The sequence below is a fragment of the Methylobacterium symbioticum genome (assembly GCF_902141845.1).
GTDB lineage: Bacteria > Pseudomonadota > Alphaproteobacteria > Rhizobiales > Beijerinckiaceae > Methylobacterium > Methylobacterium symbioticum.
On sequence record NZ_CABFPH010000009.1, the window covers coordinates 1 to 24,677 of the forward strand.

General features: G+C 69.0%; 17 protein-coding genes and 1 pseudogene. 10 read left to right on the forward strand and 8 right to left on the reverse strand.

The window, feature by feature from the left end; translation table 11 throughout:
- A pseudogene (locus MET9862_RS29170) lies at positions 1–402 on the forward strand (ribonuclease E/G); the annotation flags it as partial.
- A gap of 357 nt (positions 403–759) precedes the next feature.
- On the forward strand, positions 760–1,905 hold the full coding sequence (locus MET9862_RS05065; protein ID WP_244612577.1) for a methyl-accepting chemotaxis protein: 1,146 nt from the start codon (positions 760–762) through the stop codon (positions 1,903–1,905).
- Positions 1,906–2,023: 118 nt separating this feature from the next.
- On the opposite strand, the gene MET9862_RS05070 is transcribed toward MET9862_RS05065, so the two are convergent.
- Positions 2,024–3,178 (reverse strand): pyridoxal phosphate-dependent aminotransferase, encoded by a 1,155-nt coding sequence (locus MET9862_RS05070; RefSeq protein WP_142582020.1) that lies wholly within the window; start codon positions 3,176–3,178, stop codon positions 2,024–2,026.
- A gap of 230 nt (positions 3,179–3,408) precedes the next feature.
- Between MET9862_RS05070 and MET9862_RS05075 the strand changes: the two genes are divergently transcribed.
- From MET9862_RS05075 to aat, 5 genes are all read left to right on the forward strand, one after another.
- Positions 3,409–4,185: a DsbA family protein gene (locus tag MET9862_RS05075; protein WP_142582021.1), complete on the forward strand. Its 777-nt coding sequence runs from the start codon at positions 3,409–3,411 to the stop codon at positions 4,183–4,185.
- A gap of 187 nt (positions 4,186–4,372) precedes the next feature.
- Entirely contained in the window at positions 4,373–4,822 is a 450-nt protein-coding gene (aroQ, locus tag MET9862_RS05080) for a type II 3-dehydroquinate dehydratase (RefSeq protein WP_142582022.1), read from the forward strand.
- 43 nt (positions 4,823–4,865) lie between these two features.
- On the forward strand, positions 4,866–5,339 hold the full coding sequence (gene accB / locus MET9862_RS05085) for an acetyl-CoA carboxylase biotin carboxyl carrier protein (protein WP_142582023.1): 474 nt from the start codon (positions 4,866–4,868) through the stop codon (positions 5,337–5,339).
- Positions 5,340–5,348: 9 nt separating this feature from the next.
- Positions 5,349–6,701: an acetyl-CoA carboxylase biotin carboxylase subunit gene (gene accC, locus MET9862_RS05090; protein WP_142582024.1), complete on the forward strand. Its 1,353-nt coding sequence runs from the start codon at positions 5,349–5,351 to the stop codon at positions 6,699–6,701.
- A gap of 116 nt (positions 6,702–6,817) precedes the next feature.
- A complete protein-coding gene (gene aat / locus MET9862_RS05095) occupies positions 6,818–7,492 on the forward strand; it encodes a leucyl/phenylalanyl-tRNA--protein transferase (protein ID WP_142582025.1) in 675 nt (224 codons plus the stop codon).
- Between the two features lie 7 nt (positions 7,493–7,499).
- On the opposite strand, the gene MET9862_RS05100 is transcribed toward aat, so the two are convergent.
- Both MET9862_RS05100 and MET9862_RS05105 read right to left on the reverse strand, forming a co-directional pair.
- Positions 7,500–8,141, reverse strand: coding sequence for a DUF2155 domain-containing protein (locus MET9862_RS05100; RefSeq protein ID WP_142582026.1), 642 nt, complete (start codon positions 8,139–8,141; stop codon positions 7,500–7,502).
- A 161-nt stretch (positions 8,142–8,302) separates the two neighbouring features.
- Positions 8,303–8,719, reverse strand: coding sequence for an NADH:ubiquinone oxidoreductase subunit NDUFA12 (locus MET9862_RS05105; protein ID WP_142582027.1), 417 nt, complete (start codon positions 8,717–8,719; stop codon positions 8,303–8,305).
- A gap of 524 nt (positions 8,720–9,243) precedes the next feature.
- On the opposite strand from MET9862_RS05105, the gene MET9862_RS05110 reads away from it, so the two are divergent.
- Complete coding sequence (locus MET9862_RS05110) at positions 9,244–12,966, forward strand: vitamin B12-dependent ribonucleotide reductase (RefSeq protein ID WP_142582028.1); 3,723 nt, start codon at positions 9,244–9,246, stop codon at positions 12,964–12,966.
- A 494-nt stretch (positions 12,967–13,460) separates the two neighbouring features.
- On the opposite strand, the gene MET9862_RS05115 is transcribed toward MET9862_RS05110, so the two are convergent.
- Positions 13,461–14,195 carry a helix-turn-helix transcriptional regulator gene (locus tag MET9862_RS05115; protein WP_142582029.1) on the reverse strand — a complete coding sequence of 245 codons (735 nt, stop codon included), beginning with the start codon at positions 14,193–14,195 and terminating at the stop codon, positions 13,461–13,463.
- Between the two features lie 318 nt (positions 14,196–14,513).
- Here MET9862_RS05115 and MET9862_RS05120 point away from each other — a divergent pair, with 318 nt between their 5' ends.
- Entirely contained in the window at positions 14,514–15,236 is a 723-nt protein-coding gene (locus MET9862_RS05120; protein ID WP_142582030.1) for a Crp/Fnr family transcriptional regulator, read from the forward strand.
- A gap of 8 nt (positions 15,237–15,244) precedes the next feature.
- Here the strand turns inward: MET9862_RS05120 and MET9862_RS05125 are convergent, their stop codons facing one another.
- From MET9862_RS05125 to MET9862_RS05135, 3 genes are all read right to left on the reverse strand, one after another.
- Entirely contained in the window at positions 15,245–17,278 is a 2,034-nt protein-coding gene (locus MET9862_RS05125; RefSeq protein ID WP_142582031.1) for a S8/S53 family peptidase, read from the reverse strand.
- Positions 17,275–18,255, reverse strand: coding sequence for a phosphatase PAP2 family protein (locus tag MET9862_RS05130; RefSeq protein ID WP_185156752.1), 981 nt, complete (start codon positions 18,253–18,255; stop codon positions 17,275–17,277). Before MET9862_RS05130 ends, MET9862_RS05125 begins: the two co-directional genes overlap by 4 nt.
- Before the next feature lie 138 nt (positions 18,256–18,393).
- On the reverse strand, positions 18,394–20,301 hold the full coding sequence (locus MET9862_RS05135) for a hypothetical protein (RefSeq protein WP_142582033.1): 1,908 nt from the start codon (positions 20,299–20,301) through the stop codon (positions 18,394–18,396).
- Positions 20,302–21,132: 831 nt separating this feature from the next.
- On the opposite strand from MET9862_RS05135, the gene MET9862_RS05140 reads away from it, so the two are divergent.
- A complete protein-coding gene (locus MET9862_RS05140; protein ID WP_142582034.1) occupies positions 21,133–22,515 on the forward strand; it encodes a cytochrome P450 in 1,383 nt (460 codons plus the stop codon).
- Positions 22,516–22,887: 372 nt separating this feature from the next.
- On the opposite strand, the gene MET9862_RS05145 is transcribed toward MET9862_RS05140, so the two are convergent.
- Positions 22,888–24,654, reverse strand: a complete 1,767-nt coding sequence (locus tag MET9862_RS05145) for a monovalent cation:proton antiporter-2 (CPA2) family protein (protein ID WP_142582035.1) — start codon at positions 24,652–24,654, stop codon at positions 22,888–22,890.
- Between the last annotated feature and the right edge of the window lie 23 nt (positions 24,655–24,677).

Below are 24,677 nucleotides of genomic sequence, written 5' to 3' on the forward strand. Positions count from 1 at the left end.
CGTGGCCGCCGCGGTGGTCGCGGCCGCTCCGACCAGCGCGGTCGCGAGGACGGCGCCGACGAGGCGGGCGAGGAGACGGACGCGGAGGCCGAGCGCGAGGAGGCCATCGCGGCCCTGGCGCCCGAGGAGCCGGTCAGCGCCGAGGCCCTGGCCGCTTCCGCCGAGACGCCGGCCGCGCCGGTCCCGCTCGAGACCGCGGTCGAGACCCCGGTCGAGGCCGCCATCGACCTGCCGGTCGCCGCACCGTCCGAGCCTGAGGCGGCAGCGGAGCCCGCTCCGGCGCCAGCCCCTGTTCCGCCGCCGGAGCCGGTCGCCGTGGTCCTGAGCACGCCCTCCGACCCCGACCGGCCGAAGCGGGCCGGCTGGTGGTCGCGCACCAAGGCCGCGCTCACGGGGGAGTGAGCGGCCCTGATCGATCCGGACGCGCGGCGTCCCACATGTCCGGCGGGGCTTTGCCCCGCCGTTCGCGTCTCGGTCTGACCGGAAAACGGTCATTCCAGGGCCGGTTGTGACGGCGTTCGACGGGAATCCGAGGATCACATTTCGGAGGCCTGCACGAGACCTTGAAAATCTGCTGGCAATTTAACCGGCGGTTGAGCACCTGCGCGGCATTCTCGTCTGACGCATAGCTGTCGGAGAGGGGCCACCATGTTTGCACTGTTCCGCGGAGGACGCCCTGCGGAGCTGCCGCCGGTGACGGCGCCGCTCCCGTCGGAGAGCCCCGCCGAGACAGCGCCTTCGGCGCGGGAGCCCCACCCGATGGACGATCCCGCCGTCCTGAAGCTGCAGGCCGGCCTCTCGGCCGCCGCCTCGGAGGCGGGCACCTCGATCGGCTGGATCACCCATGATTCCGCGCAGATGGCCGAGCAGGCCCGCCTGATCGCCGCGGCGAGCGAGGAACTCGCCGCCACGACGAGCGAGGTCGCCGCCCGCTCGCAGGCCTCCGCCGAGACCGCCGAACGAGCGCGCGCCGGCATCGCCGAATGCGCCGCCGACATGCGGCTCGCCGGCGAGCGGATGCAGGTGATCCAGGAGCGCGCCTCCGAGATCGGCGGCTGCCTCGACGGCTTCGCCGCCGCCGCCCGCCGCATCGAGGAGATGGCGAGCGCCATCGCCGCGATCTCGGCGCAGACGAACCTGCTCGCCCTCAACGCCACGATCGAGGCGGCGCGGGCCGGCGAGGCCGGCCGCGGCTTCGCGGTGGTGGCCGGCGAGGTCAAGGCGCTCTCCGCCCAGACCGCCAAGGCCACCGACGAGATCCGGGCCCGGCTCGGCGCCCTGCAGGGCGAACTCGCGGCCATGCAGGGCGCGGTCGACCAGAGCCGCACGGCGGTCGCCGCGGGTTCCGAGGTGATGGCGCGGGCCAATCACCGGGTCGAGGCCGAGAGCGCCGCCGTGGCCACCGCGGCCTCGGAGATGCGCGCCATGGCCGCCATCATGGACCAGCAGATCGCGGCCACCGGCGAGATCGCCTCCAGCGTCGGCAACATCGCGTCCGGCATCGACAAGTCGCGGCGCGAGATCGGGGACGCGATCGGCCGACTCGACAGCCTGGAAGGGATGAGCCGCACCCTGCTCGACCGCTACGCGGGCGATCCCCTCGTCCTGCGCCTCGGGCGCCTCCCGGCCGATTGCGCCTCCTGGCGCCGCCGCCTGGCCTCCGCCCTCGTCGGGCTGCTCCCGGTGGCCGAGGCGGCCGCGGTGGCGGTCCGTCCGGATCCGGCGCTGCCGGGCCCCGTCCATGCGGCCCTCAGCGCTGCCAATGCCCGGGCCGAGGCGATGCTCGGCCATATCCGCGCCGCCGCCTGGGGCGAGGCCGCCGGAGCCTTCACCGATTTCGAGGCTCGGATCGCCGACACGCTGAAGGCCGCCGAGGCCGCGATCCCGACGGCCGCCGCGGCCTGAAATCGGGGATCCCAAAGGGATTATCCCTTTGGCCGGAAGCCGGAGCTGTTGCTCCGGCGTCTCCACCGGGGCTCCGCCCCGGACCCGCGAGAGGGATGATCCCTCTCGACACCCGGGTTCAGCCGAGCCAGCCGCGCAGGCGCCGCACCGCCTCGCGGCACTCGTCCTCCGAGCCGGCGAAGGAGAAGCGCACATGGTGCGCCCCCTCCACCGGATCGAAATCGAGTCCCGGGGTCGCCGCGACACCCGCCTCGTCGAGCATCCGCCGGCAGAAGGCCGGCGCGTCGTTGGTGAGGCCCGAGACGTCGGCGTAGAGGTAGAAGGCACCGTCCACCGGGTGGGTGCGCCCGAGCCCCAGGCCCGGAAAGGCGTCGAGCAGGATCGCCCGGTTGCGGGCATAGCCGTCGCGCACCGCGTCGAGCTCCGCGCCCGCCTCGAAGGCCGCGAGCGCGCCGACCTGCGAGAGGTAGGGCGGCGAGATGTAGAGGTTCTGCGCGAGGCGCTCGACGGGGCGCACGAGGCTCTCCGGCACGATCATCCAGCCGATGCGCCAGCCGGTCATGCAATGGTATTTCGAGAAGGAGTTGATCACGACCGCGTCGGGATCGAATTGCAGCGCGGTCGCGGTCGGCACGCCGTAGCTGAGCCCGTGATAGATCTCGTCCGAGATCAGGGGCAGGCCGAGGCGCGCGGCCTCGGTGCAGAGATCGGCGAGGGCCGCGGGCGTGATCACCGTGCCGGACGGGTTGGCCGGACTCATCACCAGCACGCCCGCGAGCGGGGCCGTCGCATGGGTGGCCGCGAGCAGGGCGGCGGTCGGGGCGAAGCGGTCCTCGGGCCGCAGCAGCATCGGGGCCGGCACGAGGTCGAGGGCGTTGAGGATGCTGCGATAGGCCGGGTAGCCCGGCTGCGGCACGCCGACCCGGTCGCCGGCATCGAACAGGCTCATGAAGGCGAGGATGAAGCCCGCCGAGGAGCCCGTCGTGACCACGACCCGCTCCGGCGGGACCGCGACGCCGTAGCGCTCGCGGTAATCGCGGGCGATGCGCTCCCGAAGGGCGGCCAAGCCGAGCGCCTCGGTATAGGGCACGCGGCCGGTCTCCAGGGCGCGGCGCGCCGCCTCGATCACCGGCCGCGGCGCCGGTGCCGAGGGCTGGCCGACCTCCATATGCACCACGCCGGCACCCGTCCGCTCCCGGGCGGCGGCCGCGGTCATCACGTCCATGGCGAGGAAGGGGGCGACCGCCGCGGCGCGGCGTGAGGGCAGGGGCATGGGATCTGGTGTCCGCAGGTCTCGAGCGGGTGTCTCGTCTCGCGGCCGAATGGCCGGCTTTCCGGTGCCCGGCAAGGGACGCTTCGCCACGGGAGCGGCCGGACGGTCCGGCCTCCGGCACAGGACGGGCCCCCGCGATTGCCGGGCGCCGTGAAAACGCCTAACCCGGCCGCTACCGATCCGCCAACCGCCGTCCGGCCCGGCCGGCGCCCCGCGCGCAGCGAGGACGCATGCTCTTCTCCCGTTCCCTCCCGATCCTGGCCCTCGGTCTCGGCCTCGCGGTCGCGCCGGCGCTCGCCCAGCAGCAGGGAGCCTCGCCCTTCACCGATGCCCAGCGGCAGGCGATCGAGGCGATCGTCAAGGACTACCTCGTCAAGAACCCCGAGGTTCTGCAGGAGGTGATCGCCGAGGGCGAGAAGCGGCAGCTGGAGACGCAGCGCCTCGCGCAGGCCGCCGCCTTGAAGGAGTCGAAGGACGCGCTCCTCAACAGCCCGCACGACGTGATCGCCGGCAACCCGAGCGGCGACGTCACCCTGATCGAGTTCTTCGACTACAATTGCGGCTATTGCCGCAAGGCGCTGGTCGACGTGCAGACGCTGATCAAGAGCGATCCGAAGCTGCGCGTGGTGATCAAGGACTTCCCCGTCCTCGGCCCGGAATCGCTGGAGGCCAGCCAGATCGCGCTCGCCGTGAAGCAGCAGCTCAAGGGGGAGAAGCTGTTCGAGTTCCACCAGAAGCTTCTGGAGTCGAAGGGCCGCGTCAACGGCGCCCGCGCGCTCGAGGTCGCCAAGGCGATGGGCCTCGACGTCGCGAAGGTCCAGAAGGATGCTCAGGGGCCGGAGGTGAAGGCGGCGCTCACCGAGAACCGGGGGCTCGGCGACAAGCTCGGTCTGTCCGGCACCCCCGCCTTCATCATCGGCGAGGAGATCATCCCCGGCGCGGTCGGCGTCGAGCCGATCCGCAAGACCATCGCGGACGTGCGCCAGTGCGGCCACGCGTCCTGCTGAGCGGCCGGTCGTGAGGGCCGCGGGCCTTGACCGGTAGCGCGCCTTCGCCCGGAGCACGAGGGCCGGGCCGTTCCGCGGTGTCGCAGTTTCCGCGACGAACCGGGGTGCCCTGCGGCGGAGAATGCTCTAAGAGCGGCCCCGCCGCCCGGCCCGGGCGAAGCGATCGCACGATGCCATGAATCCGGCCATGATTCCGATCCACGTCCTCAACGGGCCGAACCTCAACCTTCTCGGCCGCCGCGAGCCCGGGATCTACGGCACCGCGACGCTCGCCGACATCGAGCGCGACCTGCGCGCCCAGGCCGAGGGCCTCGGGGTCACGCTCACCGTCCGGCAGACCAATCTCGAGGGCGAGCTGGTCGGCTTCGTGCAGGAGGCGGGCCTGGCCGGCGCGGGGGTGCTCATCAACGCCGCCGCCTACACCCACACCTCCGTGGCGCTCCGCGACGCGATCAGCGGCAGCGGCGCCCTCGCGGTCGAGGTGCATCTCTCCAACGTGCACGCCCGCGAATCCTTCCGCCACGTCTCCCTCATCGCCCCTGTCTGCGCGGGCGTGATCTGCGGCTTCGGTCCCGACAGCTACGGTCTCGGCCTCGACGCGCTCGCGCGCCTGATGGCCCGCCGGCGCGCGCCTTGAAGCCGACCTCGCCGTGAACCTCCCTTCGAAGAAGACTGCCCCGATGCCCAAGCACGATTCCATCGATCCCGACCTCGTGCGCGAGCTCGCGAACCTCGTCACCGAGACCGGCCTGTCCGAGATCGAGGTCGAGAAGGGCGACCTGCGCATCCGCGTCGCCCGCCGCCTGGAGCCCGTCAGCGTCCAGGTCGCGGCGCCGGCCCCCGTCGCTGCGGTGAGCGCCCCGGCGCCGGCCGTTCCGGCCCCGGCCGCCACCCCGGCCCCCGAGCGCGGCCGGGCCCATCCCGGCGCCGTGCCCTCGCCGATGGTCGGTACCGCCTACCGGCGGCCCTCGCCCGACGCCAAGCCCTTCATCGAGGTCGGCGCCCGCGTCGAGGTCGGCGACAAGGTCCTCCTGATCGAGGCGATGAAGACCTTCAACGAGATTGTGGCGCCCCGCGCCGGCACGGTCAGCGCGATCTTCGTCGAGGACGGCCAGCCCGTCGAGTTCGGCGAGGCGCTGCTGGTGATCGAGTAAGGCGGGTCCATGTTCGACAAGATCCTGATCGCCAACCGCGGCGAGATCGCGCTGCGTATCCTGCGGGCGGCGAAGGAGCTCGGCATCGCGACGGTGGCGGTCCATTCCACGGCCGATGCCGACGCCATGCATGTGCGCCTCGCCGACGAGAGCGTCTGCATCGGCCCGCCCGCGGCCCGCGAGAGCTACCTCAACATCCCCTCGATCATCGCCGCCTGCGAGATCACCGGGGCCGATGCGGTGCATCCGGGCTACGGCTTCCTCTCCGAGAACGCCCGCTTCGCCGAGGTGCTCGCACACCACAATATCGGCTTCATCGGCCCGAAGGCGGAGCATATCCGCACCATGGGCGACAAGATCGAGGCCAAGCGCACGGCGCTCGCGCTCGGCATCCCCTGCGTGCCAGGCTCGGAGGGCGGCGTCGAGGATATCGACGAGGCCAAGCGCGTGGCTGCCGGGATCGGCTATCCGGTCCTGGTCAAGGCGGCGGCCGGCGGCGGCGGGCGCGGCATGAAGGTCGCCCGCACCGAGGCCGACCTGGAACAGGCGATCGGCCTCGCCCGCACCGAGGCCAAGGCCGCCTTCGGCGACGACGCGGTCTATCTCGAGAAGTATCTGGAGAAGCCGCGCCATATCGAGGTGCAGGTGCTGGGCGACGGCCGCGGCGGCGCGGTGCATCTCGCCGAGCGCGACTGCTCCCTGCAGCGGCGCCACCAGAAGGTCTGGGAGGAGGGCGGCTCGCCCGCCCTCAACGACGCGATGCGGGCCGAGATCGGCGGCATCTGTGCGGGCGCGATGCAGAAGCTCGGCTATCTCGGCGCCGGCACCATCGAGTTCCTCTACGAGGACGGGCGCTTCTACTTCATCGAGATGAACACGCGCATCCAGGTGGAGCACCCGGTCACGGAGATGATCACCGGGATCGACCTCGTGAACGAGCAGATCCGGGTGGCGGCGGGCGGCGACCTCTCGGTCTCGCAGAACGAGATCCGGGTCGAGGGCCACGCCATCGAGTGCCGCATCAACGCGGAGCATCCCGCGACCTTCCGGCCCTCTCCGGGGCAGATCACCTACTATCATCCGCCGGGCGGCCTCGGCGTCCGCGTCGACTCGGCCGCCTTTCAGGGCTACCGCATCCCGCCGAACTACGACTCGCTCATCGGCAAGCTGATCGTGCACGGGCGCACCCGCAACGAGTGCCTGATGCGCCTGCGCCGGGCCCTCGACGAGTTCGTCATCGACGGCGTCGACACCACGCTGCCGCTCTTCCGCACGCTGGTGCGCAATGCCGACGTGCAGAACGGCCTCTACGACATCCACTGGCTCGAACATTTCCTGGAGAAGGAGGGGCTTCCGGCCTGAGCCGGGTGCCACCTCCCACCTTGTGGCCGGGGCCTCGGATCCGGTACGCCTGGGAGCCCGGCAGTTTGCTGCGGCCGGCTCTGGCGTAACGGCCGAGCCCGCGTCACACTGGACCCATGCACGACGGCGCCCGCGTGGAGATCACCCCGGAGATCCTGCTCAAGGCCTATGCCGCCGGCATCTTCCCGATGGCCGAGGACGCGACCGACCCGACCCTGTACTGGGTCGAGCCGCGGGCTCGGGGCGTGCTGCCGCTCGACGGTTTCCGCGTGTCGCGGAGGCTCGCCCGCACGGTGCGCTCGGACGTGTTCGAGGTCCGCAGCGACACCGATTTCGACGCGGTGATCTCAGGCTGCGCCGCGCCGCGCCGCGACAGCGAGCGCACCTGGATCAACGGCCGCATCCGCGAGCTCTACGGTGCCCTGTTCGACCGCGGCTACGCGCACACGGTCGAGGTCTATGCGGAAGGGCGCCTCGTCGGCGGGCTCTACGGCGTCTCCCTCGGCGCGGCCTTCTTCGGGGAGAGCATGTTCCACACGGTGCGTGACGCCTCGAAGGTCGCCCTCGTGCACCTGATGGCGCGCCTCAAGGCCAGCGGCTACCGTCTGGCCGACACGCAGTTCGTCACCGACCACCTCGCCCAGTTCGGGGCCGAGGAGCTGCCGCGCCATGTCTACAAGAGGCGCCTCGCCGAGGCGCTCACTCACCACGCCGACTGGAATTTTTGGCCGAGCGACGGCAGCGTCAGCGGGGGGCGGGCGCTCGCGGTGCTCGGGCCCGTCGAGACCTAGGCGAGCCTTACCGGAACAGGGCGTCGAAGATCGATTGCGGCTGCGGCGGGGCCGGCGCAGGCCCCTCGTTCGACGGGAAGAACTTGCGCGAGGGCTTCTGCCGCGGCTGCACCGGCACGCCGCGCGGCGCCTCCACGTCGACCTGACCGGCGGCGTTGATCTGCTGGGCCGTCTTCGTCGCGTCGCGGCCCTTCTTCTTCTCGGGCTTGGAGGCGAGCGCCGGCACGTCCTCCTGCTCCTTGGCCTCGGCGATCACGTCGGTGCCGCCCTTACAATCGACGAGCCAGACGTCGTAGATCGGGTGCTCGATGGCGTGCAGGCCCGGGCTCGCGGCGAACATCCAGCCGGTGAAGATGCGCCGGTACTTGTTGTCGAGAGTAACCTCGTCGACCTCAAGGAAGGCCGTGGTCTTGGCGCTCTCGGTGGGCGGCCGGGTGTAGCAGACCCGCGGCGTGAGCTGCAGGGCGCCGAACTGCACCGTCTCGTCCACCGCCACCTCGAAGGAGACGATGCGGCCGGTGATCTTGTCGAGCCCGGAGAACACGGCGGTCGGGTTCTTGATCTTGTCCGCCGAGGCGGGCAGGGCGCCGAGGATGAGTACGGTCGCGGTGAGCGCGGCGCGCGACAGGCGTGCGGGGATGCGGCTCAAGGCTCAGGCCCTCCGGGCATGCGCGGGATGGACGTCGCGCGGCCCGTGTTCGGTGTCTCTCAACGGACCTTCCCGGCCTCGCGGCCGCTGGAAGGACTCCCGGTCGGGAGCGTCGTGGCCGGCACTCAAGACCCGAACGGTGGTGAATTGAGGGCGAAGGCCTACGCGTCGGGCGTCCACGGCACGTAGTCGCCGGTCGCGGCCGGTCGCGCGCCCCAGGAAAGCTGCGAGCCCTTCGGCCGGTAGGCGTCGGGCGAGCCGGTCTGGTTCTCGACATGCGGCTTCTGCCAAGCGCGGGGCTGGTAATCCTCCTCGCTCGGCGGAACGTCCCCGTTATGGCAGAGCCAGGCGCGCCAGCCCGGCGGCACCTTCGAGGCGTCGGCATAGCCGTTATAGACGACCCAGCGCCGCTCCGGCCCGACTGAGCGGTCGATCAGCGGCCCGATGGCCTTGTAGTACTTGTTGCCGAGCTCGTCGCTGCCGACGAAGGTGCCGCTGCGCGCGGTGTACATGGCGAGCGAGACCGTCTGGCCGTTCCACCACGTGAAGATGCGCAGAAGCGTGTCCTTGAGAGCCATCGCCGTTCCCGAGCCGTCCGCCGAGCCCCGCGCAGGCGCAGGGATTCCTGCGCGGTTATGGTGAGCCCGCGCCTGCGAGTCCAGCCGAAAGGCGGCGGCAGCATGGGCCGGAGTGTCGCCGAAATGTCGCTCCCGGACGCGGCCCGCAGGAATCGAGGCGGGCGGGTTGCCGACGCCTGTGAATCCAAAATTTTCCCGCTCCGAATCCCGGAAGCCGAAAGAGCACTTAGCGGCGGGGTGCCGGATATCCACAGGGATTTCGCATTCTCTACCACATCTAGCGGGGAACTCGGAGCCGGCACACCACTTGTTGACGTGACGGCGAGCCCGGCGTTAATCTCCGGGTCATGGTTCGGGCGCCCCGGGCGAGTGGTTTCGAGGGGCGTCCCGAGCCTTCACGTCATAGCTGCCGGCCCTGACTCCGCGTCGCGGATGTAGCGGAGCCGGCATCCCCAGAGTTGGGACCATAACCTGCGCAGCCGCGCGGGCAGGGTCGTCGTGCCCTGTCGGGAGAGGTGTGTTTCATGCGGTTCGAGCGTCGCTACACCACGGCCGGCCAGCCTCCCTATGCGGCCATTGCCTTCCGCAAGGTCCTGAGCGAGATCCGCAATCCGGACGGCTCGGTGGTCTTCCGCCTCGATGGCATCTCGGTGCCCGAGAGCTGGAGCCAAGTGGCGAGCGACGTGCTCGCCCAGAAGTATTTCCGCAAGGCGGGCGTGCCCGCGCACCTGCGCAAGGTCGAGGAGAACGACGTTCCCTCCTTCCTCTGGCGTTCGGTCGCCGACGAGGCGGCGCTCGAGGCGCTGCCTGAGGAGGAGCGCTACGGCTCCGAGACCTCGGCGACGCAGGTCTTCGACCGGCTGGCCGGCTGCTGGACCTATTGGGGCTGGAAGGGCGGCTACTTCTCCTCGGAGGAGGACGCCTCGGCCTTCATGGACGAGCTTCGCTTCATGCTCGCCCGCCAGATGGTGGCGCCGAACTCGCCGCAATGGTTCAACACCGGCCTGCACTGGGCCTATGGCATCGATGGCCCGAGCCAGGGCCACTATTACTGCGACTGGAAGACGGGTGCGCTGACGAAGTCGGCCTCGGCCTACGAGCATCCGCAGCCGCATGCCTGCTTCATCCAGTCGGTCCAGGACGACCTCGTCAACGAGGGCGGCATCATGGACCTCTGGGTGCGCGAGGCACGCCTGTTCAAGTACGGCTCCGGCACCGGGTCCAACTTCTCGATGGTGCGGGCGGAGAACGAGAAGCTCGGCGGCGGCGGCAAGTCGTCGGGCCTGATGAGCTTCCTCAAGATCGGCGACCGGGCGGCGGGCGCGATCAAGTCCGGCGGCACCACCCGGCGCGCCGCCAAGATGGTGATCGTCGATATCGACCATCCCGATATCGAGGCTTTCATCGACTGGAAGGTGAAGGAGGAGCAGAAGGTCGCCGCCCTGGTGACCGGCTCCAAGGTCGTTTCGAAGCACCTCACGCTGGTGATGAAGGCCTGCACGCAGTGCGAGGCGGAAGGGGATGCCTGCTTCGACCCCGAGCGCAACCCGGCGCTGAAGCGCGAGATCCGGGCCGCCCGCAAGGCCTCCGTGCCGGACGCCTATATCAAGCGCGTGGTGCAGTTCGCTCGCCAAGGCTTCACCAAGATCGAGTTCCCGATCTACGACACCGACTGGGATTCGGAGGCCTACCTCACGGTCTCGGGCCAGAACTCCAACAACTCGGTCTCGCTGACCGACGGCTTCCTGCGGGCCGTCGAGGCGGATGCCGACTGGAACCTCACGGCCCGCACCACGGGCAAGGTCTCGAAGACCCTGAAGGCGCGCGACCTCTGGGAGCGGATCGGCGAGGCGGCCTGGGCCTCGGCGGATCCGGGCCTGCACTTCAACACCACGATGAACGATTGGCACACCTGCCCGTCGGGCGGCCGGATCCGGGCCTCGAACCCGTGCTCCGAGTACATGTTCCTCGACGACACGGCCTGTAACCTCGCTTCGACGAACCTGCTCACCCTCTACGACCGTGAGACCAAGCGCTTCGACGTGGAGGCCTACGAGCACCTGAACCGCCTCTGGACGGTGGTGCTCGAGATCTCGGTGATGATGGCCCAGTTCCCCTCGAAGGAGATCGCGGAGCTGTCCTACCAGTACCGGACGCTGGGCCTCGGCTACGCCAATATCGGCGGCCTGCTGATGACCATGGGCCTGTCCTACGATTCCGATGCGGGCCGGGCGCTCGCCGGCGCGCTCACCGCGATCATGACCGGCGTGGCCTATGCCACCTCCGCCGAGATGGCGGCCGAGCTCGGCACCTTCCCGGCCTACGATGAGAATGCCGACGCGATGCTGCGGGTGATCCGCAACCATCGCCGGGCGGCCCATGGCGAGGCTGCGGGCTACGAGTTCCTCAACGTCATCCCCGTGCCCCTCGACCACGCCAACATCCCGCAGGCCGATCTCGGCGCCCATGCCAAGGCGGCCTGGGACCGGGCGCTGGCGCTCGGCGAGGAGCATGGCTACCGCAACGCGCAGGCCACCGTGATCGCGCCGACCGGCACGATCGGCCTCGTGATGGATTGCGACACCACCGGCATCGAGCCCGACTTCGCCCTGGTGAAGTTCAAGAAGCTCGCCGGCGGCGGCTACTTCAAGATCATCAACCGCGCGGTGCCGGACGCGCTGCGGGCGCTGGGCTACCGGGAGTCCGAGATCGCCGAGATCGAGGCCTACGCGGTCGGCCACGGCTCGATGGGGCAGGCGCCGGCTGTGAACCCGGGCTCGCTCCGGGCCAAGGGCTTCTCGGACGAGAAGATCGCGGCGATCGAGGCGGGCCTGAAATCGGCCTTCGACATCAAGTTCGTGTTCAACCGCTGGACGCTCGGCGACGACTTCCTCACAGGGACCCTGAAGGTGCCCGCCGAGAGGCTGTCGGACCCGACCTTCGAGCTGCTGCCGTTCCTGGGCTTCTCGCGGAAGGAGATCGAGGCCGCCAATACCCATATCTGCGGGGCGATGACCCTGGAGGGAGCACCCTTCCTGAAGGTCGAGCACTATCCGGTCTTCGACTGCGCCAATCCCTGCGGGCGGCTCGGCAAGCGCTACCTCTCGGTCGAGAGCCACATCCGGATGATGGCGGCGGCCCAGCCCTTCATCTCGGGGGCGATCTCCAAGACCATCAACATGCCCAACGACGCGACGGTGGAGGATTGCAAGGCGGCCTACCTGCTGTCCTGGCGCCTCGCCCTCAAGGCGAATGCTCTCTACCGCGACGGCTCCAAGCTGTCGCAGCCCTTGAATGCCGCCCTGATCTCGGATGAGGCGGACGAGGCCGAGGAGGCGATCGAGGCTCTGGTCCAGGCCCCGGCTGCGGCCAAGGCGGCGATCGCCGCCGAGAAGATCGTCGAGCGGGTGATCGAGCGCGTCGAGCGCATCCGCTCCCGCGAGAAGCTGCCGGCCCGGCGCAAGGGCTATACCCAGAAGGCGGTGGTCGGCGGCCACAAGGTCTATCTCCGCACCGGCGAGTACGATGACGGGCGCCTCGGCGAGATCTTCATCGACATGCACAAGGAGGGCGCGACCTTCCGGAGCCTGATGAACAACTTCGCCATCGCGATCTCGCTCGGCCTGCAATACGGCGTGCCGCTGGAGGAATATGTCGAGGCCTTCACCTTCACCCGCTTCGAGCCGGCGGGCTTCGTGCAGGGCAACGACGCGATCAAGAACGCGACCTCGCTGCTCGACTACGTCTTCCGCGAGCTGGCGGTCTCCTATCTCGGCCGGGCGGACCTCGCCCATGTGAACCCGAACGAGATCGGCGGCACCGTGATCGGCGGGGGCGAGAGCGGCGACACCACCCGCGAGGGCCCGAAGCCCGCGCCCGCCTCGATGGTCGTCTCGCGCGGCCTGCTGCGTGGTTCTGCAGACCGGCTGACCCTGATCCAGGGCGGCCCGGCGGGCGGCACGGTCGGCATCGGCTCGGCCTCGGCCGGTCAGAGCGCGCCGGCCGGCGGCACGGTCCACGCACTGCGCGGCGCCACCGCGCTGAAGGCGGAGCCGGCCGAGGCCATCGAGAGCCTGCCCTTCCAGCAGCCCGAACCGGCCGAGCGCAGCGTCGCCGACCGTCGGGCCGAGGCGAAGATGAAGGGCTATGTCGGCGAGGCCTGCCCGGAATGCGCGAACTTCACGCTCGTCCGTAACGGCACCTGCCTCAAGTGTGACACGTGCGGGAGCACAACAGGGTGCAGCTAGTTGTTCCGGCTTGTTTTGTCGCGCGCCCAAGAATTATCCTGAAGTGTGGATATAAATAGGCGCGGGATCTTGCTTCGTGTATCCAAGCTTGAAGCAGCGGCGGCTGGGCGACCGGCCGCCGCTTTCGTTACTCAACGGACAAGTCGATGTGCGACGTTTGATGGATTTGTCCCAGCATCGAGATGGTTGGTGTCGAGGCGATGCCTCCACGCTTCTTGACTGAACGAAACCTCCCGTTCGACGATGCGAGCAGCCCAAGGCTTGCCATGGCGCCAGAGGTGCTTCGTCCACAGCCCATGAAGGCCCGCGGCCCGAAGTCCGGTGAGGATAGTCGCTGTGCACGATCATCCTGCACCTGGATGCGCTCCCTGGCCGCATCCGCATCGGGGCGAACGGCTCTCCGGCGAGGCCGATGCCTGGCATGACGGAATGCGCCGCCGAGGCCGCACGACCACATGATCGGCACAGGACATGCCGCCGACCTCCCTCGCCAGTCAGCCCGGCATACCCTGACCGATCATCGGTCGGGGACAGAGAAGGAGCAGACGGATGAGGGCGGCTTGGCGATGCGTCCCCGTCTTCTCGAACAGGCGGCGCAGGTGAACGCGCCCCGTGCTTGGTGCGATTCCGCGGCGGGCTGCGCTCGTCGCCAAATCGTTGCCGGCCAGCAACTCGAGAGCGAAGGCCGCCTCCGTAGGCGTCAGTCCGAAATGATCCCGCAGCGCGTTTCCGTCGGGCAGCCGGATCCGCGCGGGATTGATCAGGCGCAGGAGGATTGAGGCCTCGGTGGGCGGGAAGCCGGGCGTCGAAATCGGGCTCGCCGCAATGAGCAGGGTGTCGTCCTCGCCCACGAGCCGTATCGCGCTCCCGCATCCGTCCGCGGCGCAGCGGGCGATCATCTTGCGGAGCGCCATACTGGTGTTAGGCGCCCTGGCGCGCAGATATCCGTCGACGAGGAACAGGTGAGCACCGCCGACGATGGCTCGGGCGGCACGGTTCAGGAAGAGCGCGCTCCCGGTCCTGTCGACAACCGCCACCCCTTCTTCGAAATGCTCGACGAAGGCGTAGAGAGCGGTGTCCACACCCGTGGAAAGGGTCGAAGGATGGGCGGAAGCGCGCTGCTGCGTCTCGACGAGGCCTGGCCTGTGGAATGCGCCATGGCTCGGCGGATGGGGATCGGCTCGCGAAACGCCGTGCTGGAAGGACACTCTGTTGGTGGCAGCTATCATGCGCGGCCCCTGCTGAGGTTCGAGTCGAACGACCCTCTTGGACTCCGATCGTAGGACACCGCGATGCCGTGTGGATGTGAGCCTCGTCACGCTCGCGGCGCAGAGCGCCCATCCTTGTCCGAAGCGCCCGTCGCTGTATCCTGTGATCCTCGCTTCCTGGGAGCGAGGACGCGGGGACGCTGCGGATGTGGTCGGCCATGCGCGAGCCGGGACGAAGCGGCGCGTCATCGCGGCACGACTTGGCGGTGGGGCCAGAGCTAGGCGCGGTTCGCCGCGAGCGTCCGGTCGCCTCTCGGCGATCGGGCGGGAGCCTGTCCCGTGCCGCCCGGTAGGATCGAGGCGCGGTTCGACAAGCACGCCGCGCTGTCGCGGCACGAGTTGTTCCGCGAGGCGCCCCAGGCCGTCATCGAGCGCCTCGCCCTGCGGGCGCAGCCGCTCACCTTCCGCCCCGGCGAGCGCATCTTTTCACGCGGGGACGAGAGCCATGGGCTGCTCGCCGTGGTGAGCGGCTACGTCCGGATCTCGACGGCGGGCCCGGAGGGACGGTCAGAACTGGTCATGAACCTGATCGGCCCGAACGAAGTGGTCGGGGAGGTCGCCCTGCTCGACGACGGACCGCGCACGGCGGACGCCATCGCTGCCACGCGCTGCTGCTTGGTCCTGATCGAGCGGCGCGACCTTCTTCCCCTCCTCGGCGATTGCCCGATCCTGGCCGTGCGTCTCTTGGAGATCCTGAGCAGGCGCTTGCGGCGTACCAGCCAGCAACTGTCCGACCACGCCTTCGCGGGAGCCGAGCAGCGGCTGGCGAAGGCGCTGCTCGCGCTGGCGGGCGATGCGGACCGCGACGGCGTGCGCGTGCTGACCACGCAGCGCGAGCTTGGCCATATGATCGGCCTCTCGCGCGAAGGCGTGAACCGCCATCTCTCGGCCTGGCAGCGCAAGGGTTGGATCGCTCTGGCCCCGGGGGCCTGCAGGATCTGCGACCACGCGGCCCTGCGGATCATCGCTCTGGGCAACGAGGGGACGGATGCCGGGCCGTGATCGGGCCGTCACGCCGGTTTCAGGTTCCCGCCGCCCCGCCTCGCAATTCCGGCGGGCGTGGTCGGCACATCGGTCGCGGGCGGGAGGGGCGGATCGGCCAGGTGACGGGCGAGTTGGGGAGCCGCCGCACTGGTGCCGACCAGACGGACGACGCCTCCGCTCCTGCTGCCACCGGCAGGGACACCCCGGAGGGCGTCGGAGCTGTCGCACGGAAGGAGAAAGTCCGGGCCTGCACGCCACGCGAGAGGGCCGGGGCGCGCCGGCCCCGCCGACGCGTAGGGCGACGGGCGGCCTTTGGCGATCATGTAGCCGCCGGCCACGTGCAGGCCGGTTGCCCGCGCCGTGGCGATTCCATTGAGCGTGCCGGAGCGGCTGATCAGCGAACCCGCCTCGTCGAACATCCCCTCGGCATAGGTGAGGGCGGCCTCGGCGGCCCGGTCCGCCTCCCACGCGTCGTCCCGGAAATAGGATCGCTTGGCCCCCGTGCGGGCGCCCATGTTCGGGTCGCTCCGCGCCACGTAGGCGTGAACCTCGGTCCCGTCCGCGAGGCCCGAGACCGTGATTCGCCAACTGCCGTGCTCCGCCCCGCCGCGGGTCGCCTGAACCGCAAGCAGCCAGACCGTGTCCGTGCCGCGTACGATCGGGCCGCAGATCCGGAAGGTGGGGGATGACGCGTTCGACGCCGGCACGGATGCGCCCGCCGAGACGGCCGCACCGCTCGGCGCGGTGAGCGTGACGGTCACGGGATCGGCGTCGCCGGCGATCCAGACCTCGGCGAAGCAGACGACCGGATTGTCGGGAAGCAGGCGCCAAGTCCAGGCGACGGCGTCGGCCGATCCGGGGTGACGGATGTGAGCGATGTGGCTCCCGCTCAGGTAGCTGTTGCCGGCCGGCAGGACGATCTCGAGCTTCGGCTTGCCGGAGGTGCCGTTGAAGCCGGCCACGAAAGCCTGCAGGGCCTCCTCAAGGTCCGAGGTGCCATTGTGGGGGCCGGTCGTGATGCCGTAGCTGACATTGATCACGACATGCTTCGTGTGTTTCGGATCGATGAAGGACAGGATGTAGCGGATGCCGTCGAACACGTAGGCCTTCAGCCAGACGCCGGTCGCGTCCGCGATGCAGGCGTCGGAAAACTGGACGAAGACGATGTCCGCCTTCGAGGCCGGATCGGTGGCGGCCCGCCAGCTCGGCGGATCGCGCCTGTCCCCGCCCGGTCCCGCCGGGCCCAGGCGCGATGAGACCGGCATCCGCCCGGCCAGTGCGTCCATCACGTGCGCCCCATGGGACTGGCGGGCGCGGAGACGTCCGAAGCCGCCCTCCGCGTAGCCCCCGTCCTCGTCGATGCTCCCGCCGCTAGCGTGCAGGGCGATCCACTCGTCGAGGTCGATCTGGTTCGGCGATGACAGGGACTCGACTCCGCGCCGGAACTCAAGGCCGTAGCGGAATGCCTTCGGGACCTCGCCGAAGAGGCGGTCGACGCCCGCGCCGTCCTTGTACTGGACCGGCTGCCGGGACTGGGTCTGATCCCAGATGCTCCGCACGCGTGTGCTTGCGGGCCCGCGCAGGAACTGGGCCGCGGCGAAGGGGCAGCCATCGTCGAGCATACCGATGAGCAGCGATCCGGGTCGTTTGCGAGACTTCCTGTGATGGCGCAGCATGAGTGTCTGCTGCGGGATGCTCACCGGCTCGATCGGCAATGACAGTTCGACCCGATCGACGCAGGCATCCCAGATCGGGATCGCTTCCGGCTTCGTCACCCCGTCCGAACCGGTGAACGCGGTGGCGAACCGGCCCTGGTCGCTGTCCGGCCCCAGCGCGATAAGAATTCCGGCCTCCTGCTGCATCCGGGCCGCGAAGGCAGTCGCCGAGCCGGCCTGCTTGAACGCGATGAGGAGGAACAGCGGCGGCGTCTTGCCGTCGGCGGGCTTGAAATCGCTGAAGTCCGTGGCGATCGCGTAGCGGAGATAGGGGCCGAAGCAGCGCGGCGATGCGGGCCCGAGGCTGCCGTCCTGCGTGGTCACGGTCTCACCTCCATCGCTCACGGGAAGCGTCCGACCCACTCGGCGCTGGCGCGCGCCCAGACCTGTTCCATCAGCGGCGAGGGGGAGATCGGCGCGCCTGTCGCCTGCGCATAGAAGGGAGCGCCGAGTCCTTTCTGAGTCGGGCTGAACGGGTTGAAGTCCGTCTTCATCCTGTTCGGATCGTCGATCGCCGCCGCGAGGAAGGTCCGGCCGGGAAACGCCACGCCGCTGGTGCAGCGTCCCACGACGTACTCGCCGAGCGCGGTGCCCAGCATGCGCCCCGCCAGGCTATCGACCGGGAAGTGGACGCCGGCGATGACCCTGTTCGTGGCGATGCGCGCGGCCTGCCGTTCCAACTGCTCGACGACCTTCGGATGGTTCGGTTCGAGGCCGAGCAGGGCCTTCAGAACATGGACGACGGCGTAGGCCTGCGTCGCGTGCCCGCTGGGGAAGCTCCCATGTCCGGGCGTGGTGATCATCGGCTGGACCTGGGCGCTGTACTCGACCGGGCGCCAGCAGGCGAGCGCCTGCTTGATCCGCATCTCCACGTAGACGCAGGTTTGCAGGACGATGTTCAGGAGTTCGAAGGTGCGCTTGGTCCGATCCGGATGCAGGTAGACGATGGATGACCAGAACGCATATTGCGGATCGATCTGGGCCAGGATCTCGGTCGCACGCTCGCTGCGCAGCTCCGACCAGCTGAGGACGAGGGGGATCTGGGCCTCGAAGGTGGCCGCCTGCGGTCGCCCGATCTCCGCGATCAGCTCGCTGCCGCAGGTGACCTTGTAGCCGGAGGCCGTGCCCTCGAACGCGATACCCTGCAGCAACGCGCCGACGGCGATGTAGGCGCGGACCCAGGGCTCCCAGCGGTCGAGCTGGGCCGGATCGTCGATCGCGGGGAGGCCTGGTGCGTGGCAGGTGGTGTCACCCGTCACAATGCCCTCGCGCTCCAGGATCAGCGCATCCACCATGACCGGGTTCGCGAAGGCGTCGGCCATGGTGCCGATAAGCGCCCCGCCGGCGCCTCCTGCTCCACCTGCTCCCCCGGCCCCGCCCGCGCCGCCGGCCCCACCGGCGCCTCCCGCTCCGCCTGCTCCGCCTAGCTGTGCCATCCCGGCCGCTCCCCACAGTTCAGGTCATCGCCCACGCGGCAAACCGGCCGCCGCCAAGCAGCGCGCCCAGTCCCGCCCCGTGTCGAGATCCGCGTTCGGCATTCGCGCCAGGTAGCTGTCCACTGTCAGATTCGGCTCCAGGTGTCGGACGTTGCGGACCGCTTCCCGGGCCTCATCCATCCGGCCCTGATGGACGAGGGCGATCGTCAGGACGCGCCAAGTCGAGGAATGCATGCGGTTCAGTGCCAGCGATGCGCGTGCCAGCCGCTCGGCGCTCTCGTAGCGGTGGGCCGACAATTCTGCGGTCGCGCCGAGGGACTCGAAATAGTAGCGGTGCGGGTCGAGCGGCGAGAGTTCCAGCGCGCGCCGCGTCGCCTCGACCGCGGCATCGCTCTGGCCGAGGAAGGCCTGGATGGTGCCGCGATAGAGCCAGCCCAGAGCGTGGCTTGGGTTCACGTTGATGGCTTGGTCGCATCGCTGCCGGGCCACCTCCAGATCCTTCAGCAGATGGCAATGGACGAAGCCTTCGGTCGCGAGGGCGAGGGCGTCCGAGGGGTCGCGATCGAGCGCGGCGCGGGTCGCCCGCAGGGCCTCTGCGGCCTCCTGAACGCGGTCCTCGGACCACCCGCGCGTGAGGCGCAGGATGAACCAGTTGCCGAGGAGCGCGTGCGGGGCGGCCATGCGGTTGTGGCGGTTGATCAATTCGTCGAGGAGCGTTCGGGTCTGAAGGAAGTCCTGCTTGTTGGAGCGGTGCATGAGCGCAATGCTGCCGAGGAGCAGGGAGTAGCTCTCGAGGCACGGCAGGGGCTGAGTCCGGATTTGCTCGACCTCGGTTTCGAAGATCGCCGTGTGGACCTCCTGGGCGATCCGACTGGTCAGTTCGCTGTCCGGCGCGAGGAGGTCGCCGACGCTTCCGCTCGACCGGCGGGCCCAGATCACTTGGTTGTTGCTGGCCTGGCACAGCTCTGCCGACACCAATACGCGGTCGCCGTCGGCGACGTAGCTGCCGGTCAGGACGTAGGTGGCGTTGAGAACGTCGGAGACCTGTGCCGCGAGGTCGGGGCGATTGCGGAAGGCGGCGGTCGAGAGGCGGGAGACGACCTTGAGGTTCACCGCCTTCGACAAGCGGCAGATCACGCCATCGGCGATCAAGTTGCCGACATCGAGATAGGCGCGCGTGTCGCTCCGGGCTTCGAACGGCACCACGGCGATCGTCGGAGCCATGGGCCGTCCGTAGTCCCGCCGGCCGGTGAGATAGGGCTGCGGCGAGGCTGGGCCGAGCCGGTAGGCCCGGACCGGCATGTCGAAATGCTTGAGGAAGCAATCGCCCAGATCTTCGCAGGTGGCGTCGATGCCGTTCGTCAGCGCGTCCCGCGCTGCGGCGTTGCCGATCGTCTCCCCGGGCTGTCCAAGGCCCGCCAGGGCGGCGGCCAGCTCCATATAGGCCGACATCCCGGCGATCGTCTCGCCAGGGCCGGCCAACGTCGCCAAGCGCGCGGCCAGATTGATGCCCGTTCCATAGACATCCTGCGCATCGCACCAGGCGAATGCAGCGTTCAGACCGGCACGGAGGTGGAAGTGCTGATCGCTCGGAAACCCGGCGTTCTGCCGGGCCGCCGCACGATGCATGGCGTGGGCGGCGGAGGCTGCGTTGAGGACGGTCTCGAACCGGACGAGCAGGCCATCCCCCAGGCTCTTGACCAACACGCCCTGATGCCGGGGCAGGATCTCCCGGGTGACAGTGCCGACGAAGTCGGTCCAGCGGTGGATTGTGTTGTGCTCATGCTGCTGCATGAGCCGGACCGACTCCACAAGGTCGACGAGCAGGACAACAACCTTCTCGCGTACGAGACCCCGGCTCGCGGGGTTCGCGCCAACATGATCGGAAAGGATGGTTTGCTCATCAAGTCTGATGGCGCTGCCCTCATCCAAATCGAATCGGCACGTCCTCCGGCGCGTTTCTGAATAGCATATCAGTCCCGGAACCTCACGCTCCATCAAGTCCAGATTCCGGCCTTGCGGCCAGAGCATCTTTGCTTGCTGGTTGGAGTGCGGAGCAAGCGATTGCGCGGCCCCAACATTTCTCGCCCGCCAGCAACGCTGGGGTGCCTCGCCGGCACCGTCTTGGGTCTGCGCTTCTCGGCGGATGTTCGCTGAGCATGTTTCTCAGCGTCGCTGGCGTGGCTCACGATGACACTCTCGTGTCCCCGTCGATGGTGCTGGGGGGCCGCATCCGCGGTCAATCTTCAGGCGCAGCGCTCGCCCCACTCTGCGCAACGGTTCGCTGATCAGACTGAGCTCCGTCGTCCGCGCACCCGATGTGATCCCGCTCCACCTGAGTCGAAGCCTGAGCGCAGGCGAGATCTGCAAGATCATTCAACGCATCGGCTGTAGCGGGTGTGCAAATCAGTACGAAGATCGTTGTCATTGCAAGAACACGCATTGCAAGACTCCATCGCGTTGCAAGCATGTTCTACATGCGGCCGGTGAGTGTGGCGTCCTTCGTTCGGATTACGCGCTTGAGCGAGTATCGCCACCGCCTCCGACTGGCCGCGCCTGCCAGAATTTTGTTTCGGTATGCGGCTTGTAATTCATATTTGTAATGTAACTCATGATACAATCTTGATGCGCGCTGGGACGAAAATTGACATCGTAAAAAATCGCGTCGATGATGATTCGATTTTCAGGGTTTTCTGTGTGATTCTTGAGGCTGCGGTTGCCAGGACTGCGACTTGCATCGGATTTGCTGATGGAGGTGCGACGATGCCCGTCAACACCATCTCTCATCTCCCTGGCACAACGGCAGATTCGCTTCCTCGGCCACCGCCGGGCCCGCAGGGGCTTCCTCTCATCGGAAGCCTTATTCCGTTCGCTCGCGATCCCTTGGGCTTCCTGACGGACTGCGCGCGCCGGTACGGCGACGTCGCCGCATTTCGTGCCGGTCCACAGACGATGCTCATCCTCACGCATCCGGATGAGATCGAGAGAGTGCTCGTGAAGGAGCACGGCGCCTTCCCGAAAGATCGCCGGTTCTGGCGACAGGTCACGGCCGTTTTCGGCAACGGCCTCCTGACCAGCCAAGGCGACCTGTGGCAACGTCAGCGCCATCTCGCCGCTTCCGCGTTCGCGGGGCCAAAGCTCGCCGCTTATGCCGAGATCATGGCGGATGCGACAGAGCGCACGCTTGATGCATGGCGCACTGGAGAGGTGCGCGACCTGCACGTCGAGATGATGGCGCTCACCCTGAAGATCGCCGCCAGGGCCCTGTTCGGCACGGAGGCCGACGAGGATGTCGCCGTGATGGAAGCGGCTCTCGACGATGTGCTCGGCGAAATCGCCACCCGGATCACGCGACCCTTTCCGATTCCGGATGCCGTGCCGCTGCCCGGCCATCTCCGCTACCGGCGTGGCCTGCGCCGGATCGAAGCGATTGTCGCACGCATGATCGCCGAGCGGAGGAGGTCGTCGAGCGGCACGCTCAACCTTCTCTCTGCCCTGATGAATGCCCGCCATGAGGACGGCTCGGCGATGTCTGATCGGCAGCTTCGCGACGAGGTCATCACCTTTCTGCTCGCGGGACACGAGACGACCGCCCTGGTGCTCTCCTGGACGATCCACCTGCTTGGCCAGCATCCGGACATCGACGCGAGCCTGGCCGCAGAGGCGTGCGAGGTCCTGGGGGGACGCTCGGCCGGGATCAGTGACATGCCGCGCCTGCGTCTTGCCGAGCGGGTCGTGACCGAGAGCATGCGCATCTATCCACCGGCCTGGGCGTTCGGTCGTGAGGCGCGGCAGGACTGTGTGATCGGCGGTTACCGCGTTCGGGCTGGAACGCCGATCTACATTCTCCCCTGGATCATGCATCGCGATCCGCGCTTCTTCGACGAGCCCGAGGCGTTCCGCCCGGAGCGCTGGGCAGGCGATCTGGCACGGCGGCTGCCACGCTTCGCCTACATGCCGTTCGGGGGTGGTCCTCGCATCTGCATCGGCAATCGCTTCGCGATGATCGAGTCGGTGCTGATCCTTGCCAGCTTGGTCCGGCGATTTCGGTTCGTCATCCCAGCCGACCGGAAGGTGATCCCGTTTCCATCGATGACCCTGCGATTACGGGGTGGGCTGAGAGCCAGGATCGCGGAGCGACTCTGATCGAAGGATCGAGCCCGCGTGCGGCCCGCGCGAAGGCGATCGGGAGCTGGACGCACGAGGATCGTCGGTTGCGATCCAGACCGTGAGAACGACCGGGTAACGACTTGGTCGATGCGAGGAGACGCATGCGGTCGACGCCATTCGCGCTCGCAGCACGCGTCCTGCGCCCCCTCGGAATGCCGCGATCCGTCCGCGGACGATCGGAGGCCGAGGGCCTGTCAGGGCCGCAAGCCGCGCCGGAGGCCCGATGAGCCCAGGATCGGCTCCTGGCGCTAGAGCCGCTCCCGATCGCGTTGCAATCAAGAACGGCTCCAAGCCTTTTTCAACGCGCGCTCTCTCGCCGAGCCGGCATCCAATTCGGCGGAGAGCGCTCTAGCCGGCCCCGTTCGCCGAGACGGCCATATTGCCCTGGATGAGGTCCCGGCCGGCATAGATGCCGCCGACGACCTCCAGGTCGAGACGCTCGGCGTCGCGGCGGCGAACCTCCTCCATGATCGCGCGCGCCGCCTCGGGCTCGGCCCCGACCGTCAGGAGCGCCGTCTCGCCGAGGGCCAGCGCAGACTCGACGGTCTCGCGGACTTGGTAGGTCACGCCGGCCTGGATCAGCTCGACCGCGTGCTCCCGGTCGCGGGCGCGGGCCAGGACCGGCACCAGAGGGAACTCTGCCTTGGCCATCTCCGCGATACGCTTGGCCATCGCGGGGTCGTCGACGCAGATCAGGATCGCCCGGGCCGTCATGGCGCCGGCCGCGCGCAGGATATCGAGCCGGGTGCCGTCACCGTAATAGACCTTGAAGCCGAACCCTTCGGCCAAGCGGATGTTGCTCGGGTTCGTGTCGATGATCGAGACGGAGCAGCCCTGCGAGATCAGCGGCTGGCTGGCGATCTGCCCGAAGCGGCCGAAGCCCACGATGAGCGCGCTGCCGACGAGATCCTCGGGGGCCTCGACGCCGTCGGTGGACAATGAGGCCTTGGGCCCGAGGCGATCGAAGGCGATGACCATCAGCGGCGTGATCGCCATCGACAGGATGACGGTGGCGGTCAGGACGGCATTGGTGGTGCCGCCGATGATGCCCGCGCTCGCGGCCGCCGCATAGAGGACGAAGGCGAATTCGCCGCCCTGCGCCATCAGGGCCGCGCGCTCCAGCGACTCGGCGTGCGAGGCGCGCAGAGCCCGGGCCACGCCGTAGATGAGAAGGCCCTTCACGGCCATGTAGGCGGCGACGCTCGCGAGGATCAGGCCCGCATTCGCGGCAATCACGGTCAGGTCCAGCGACATCCCGACGCCCAGGAAGAACAGGCCGAGCAGGATGCCGCGGAACGGCTCGACATCGGCCTCCAGCTGATGACGAAAGCTCGATTCGGAGAGGAGGACGCCGGCCAGGAAGGCGCCCATGGCCATGGAGAGGCCGCCGAGCTGCATGGCGAGCGCCGAGCCGAGCACCACCAGAAGGGCTGCTGCCGTCATCACCTCGCGCGCTTTCGCTGCGGCGAGCAGGCGAAACAGCGGGTTGAGCAGCCACCGACCCGCGGCCACGAGCGCGGCGACCGAAGCCAGGGCGATCACAACCGCGACGGCGCGCTCCATTCCGCTCGCCTCGGCGCCGCCCGGCGCCAGAAGCGCGACGGCGGCAAGGAGAGGAACGATGGCGAGATCCTCAAGGAGCAGGATCGCGACGATGCGCTGGCCCTTCGGCGTCGAGAGCGCGCCGCGCTCCTCCAGAAGCTGCATGACGATCGCGGTCGAAGTCAGCACGAAGCCGGTGCCGGCCACGAAGGCCACGCTGACCGGGAAGCCCAGGGCGATTCCGACCAGGGTGAGGGCCGCGATGCAGGCGCCGACCTGGGCGAGGCCGAGGCCGAAGATCGCGCGGCGCATGCCCCAGAGCCGGGAGGGCTCCATCTCCAACCCGATGATGAAGAGGAACATCACCACGCCGAGTTCGGCCACATGGAGGATGGCGTGCGCATCCGTGAACAGGCCGAGGCCGAACGGGCCGATCGCGAGCCCCGCCAGGAGATAGCCCAGCACCGACCCGAGCCCGAGCCGCTTGAAGATCGGGACGGCGATGACGCCCGCAGCGAGCAGGGAGACGACTTGGACGAGGTCGCTGGCGGCCCCGGACGCTTCGACAGCCATGGCGTAGTCCTACCTCGTGAGCG

Bases quoted from the DNA above. Each gene is read 5' to 3' on its own strand.
- accC (WP_142582024.1), top strand. From the start codon at position 5,349: ATGTTCGACAAGATCCTGATCGCCAACCGCGGCGAGATCGCGCTGCGT.
- MET9862_RS05145 (WP_142582035.1), bottom strand. From the start codon at position 24,654: ATGGCTGTCGAAGCGTCCGGGGCCGCCAGCGACCTCGTCCAAGTCGTC.
- aat (WP_142582025.1), top strand. From the start codon at position 6,818: ATGCACGACGGCGCCCGCGTGGAGATCACCCCGGAGATCCTGCTCAAG.
- MET9862_RS05140 (WP_142582034.1), top strand. From the start codon at position 21,133: ATGCCCGTCAACACCATCTCTCATCTCCCTGGCACAACGGCAGATTCG.
- MET9862_RS05105 (WP_142582027.1), bottom strand. From the start codon at position 8,719: ATGGCTCTCAAGGACACGCTTCTGCGCATCTTCACGTGGTGGAACGGC.
- accB (WP_142582023.1), top strand. From the start codon at position 4,866: ATGCCCAAGCACGATTCCATCGATCCCGACCTCGTGCGCGAGCTCGCG.
- MET9862_RS05115 (WP_142582029.1), bottom strand. From the start codon at position 14,195: ATGATAGCTGCCACCAACAGAGTGTCCTTCCAGCACGGCGTTTCGCGA.
- MET9862_RS05110 (WP_142582028.1), top strand. From the start codon at position 9,244: ATGCGGTTCGAGCGTCGCTACACCACGGCCGGCCAGCCTCCCTATGCG.
- aroQ (WP_142582022.1), top strand. From the start codon at position 4,373: ATGATTCCGATCCACGTCCTCAACGGGCCGAACCTCAACCTTCTCGGC.
- MET9862_RS05070 (WP_142582020.1), bottom strand. From the start codon at position 3,178: ATGCCCCTGCCCTCACGCCGCGCCGCGGCGGTCGCCCCCTTCCTCGCC.
- MET9862_RS05075 (WP_142582021.1), top strand. From the start codon at position 3,409: ATGCTCTTCTCCCGTTCCCTCCCGATCCTGGCCCTCGGTCTCGGCCTC.
- MET9862_RS05130 (WP_185156752.1), bottom strand. From the start codon at position 18,255: ATGGCCGACGCCTTCGCGAACCCGGTCATGGTGGATGCGCTGATCCTG.
- MET9862_RS05065 (WP_244612577.1), top strand. From the start codon at position 760: ATGGACGATCCCGCCGTCCTGAAGCTGCAGGCCGGCCTCTCGGCCGCC.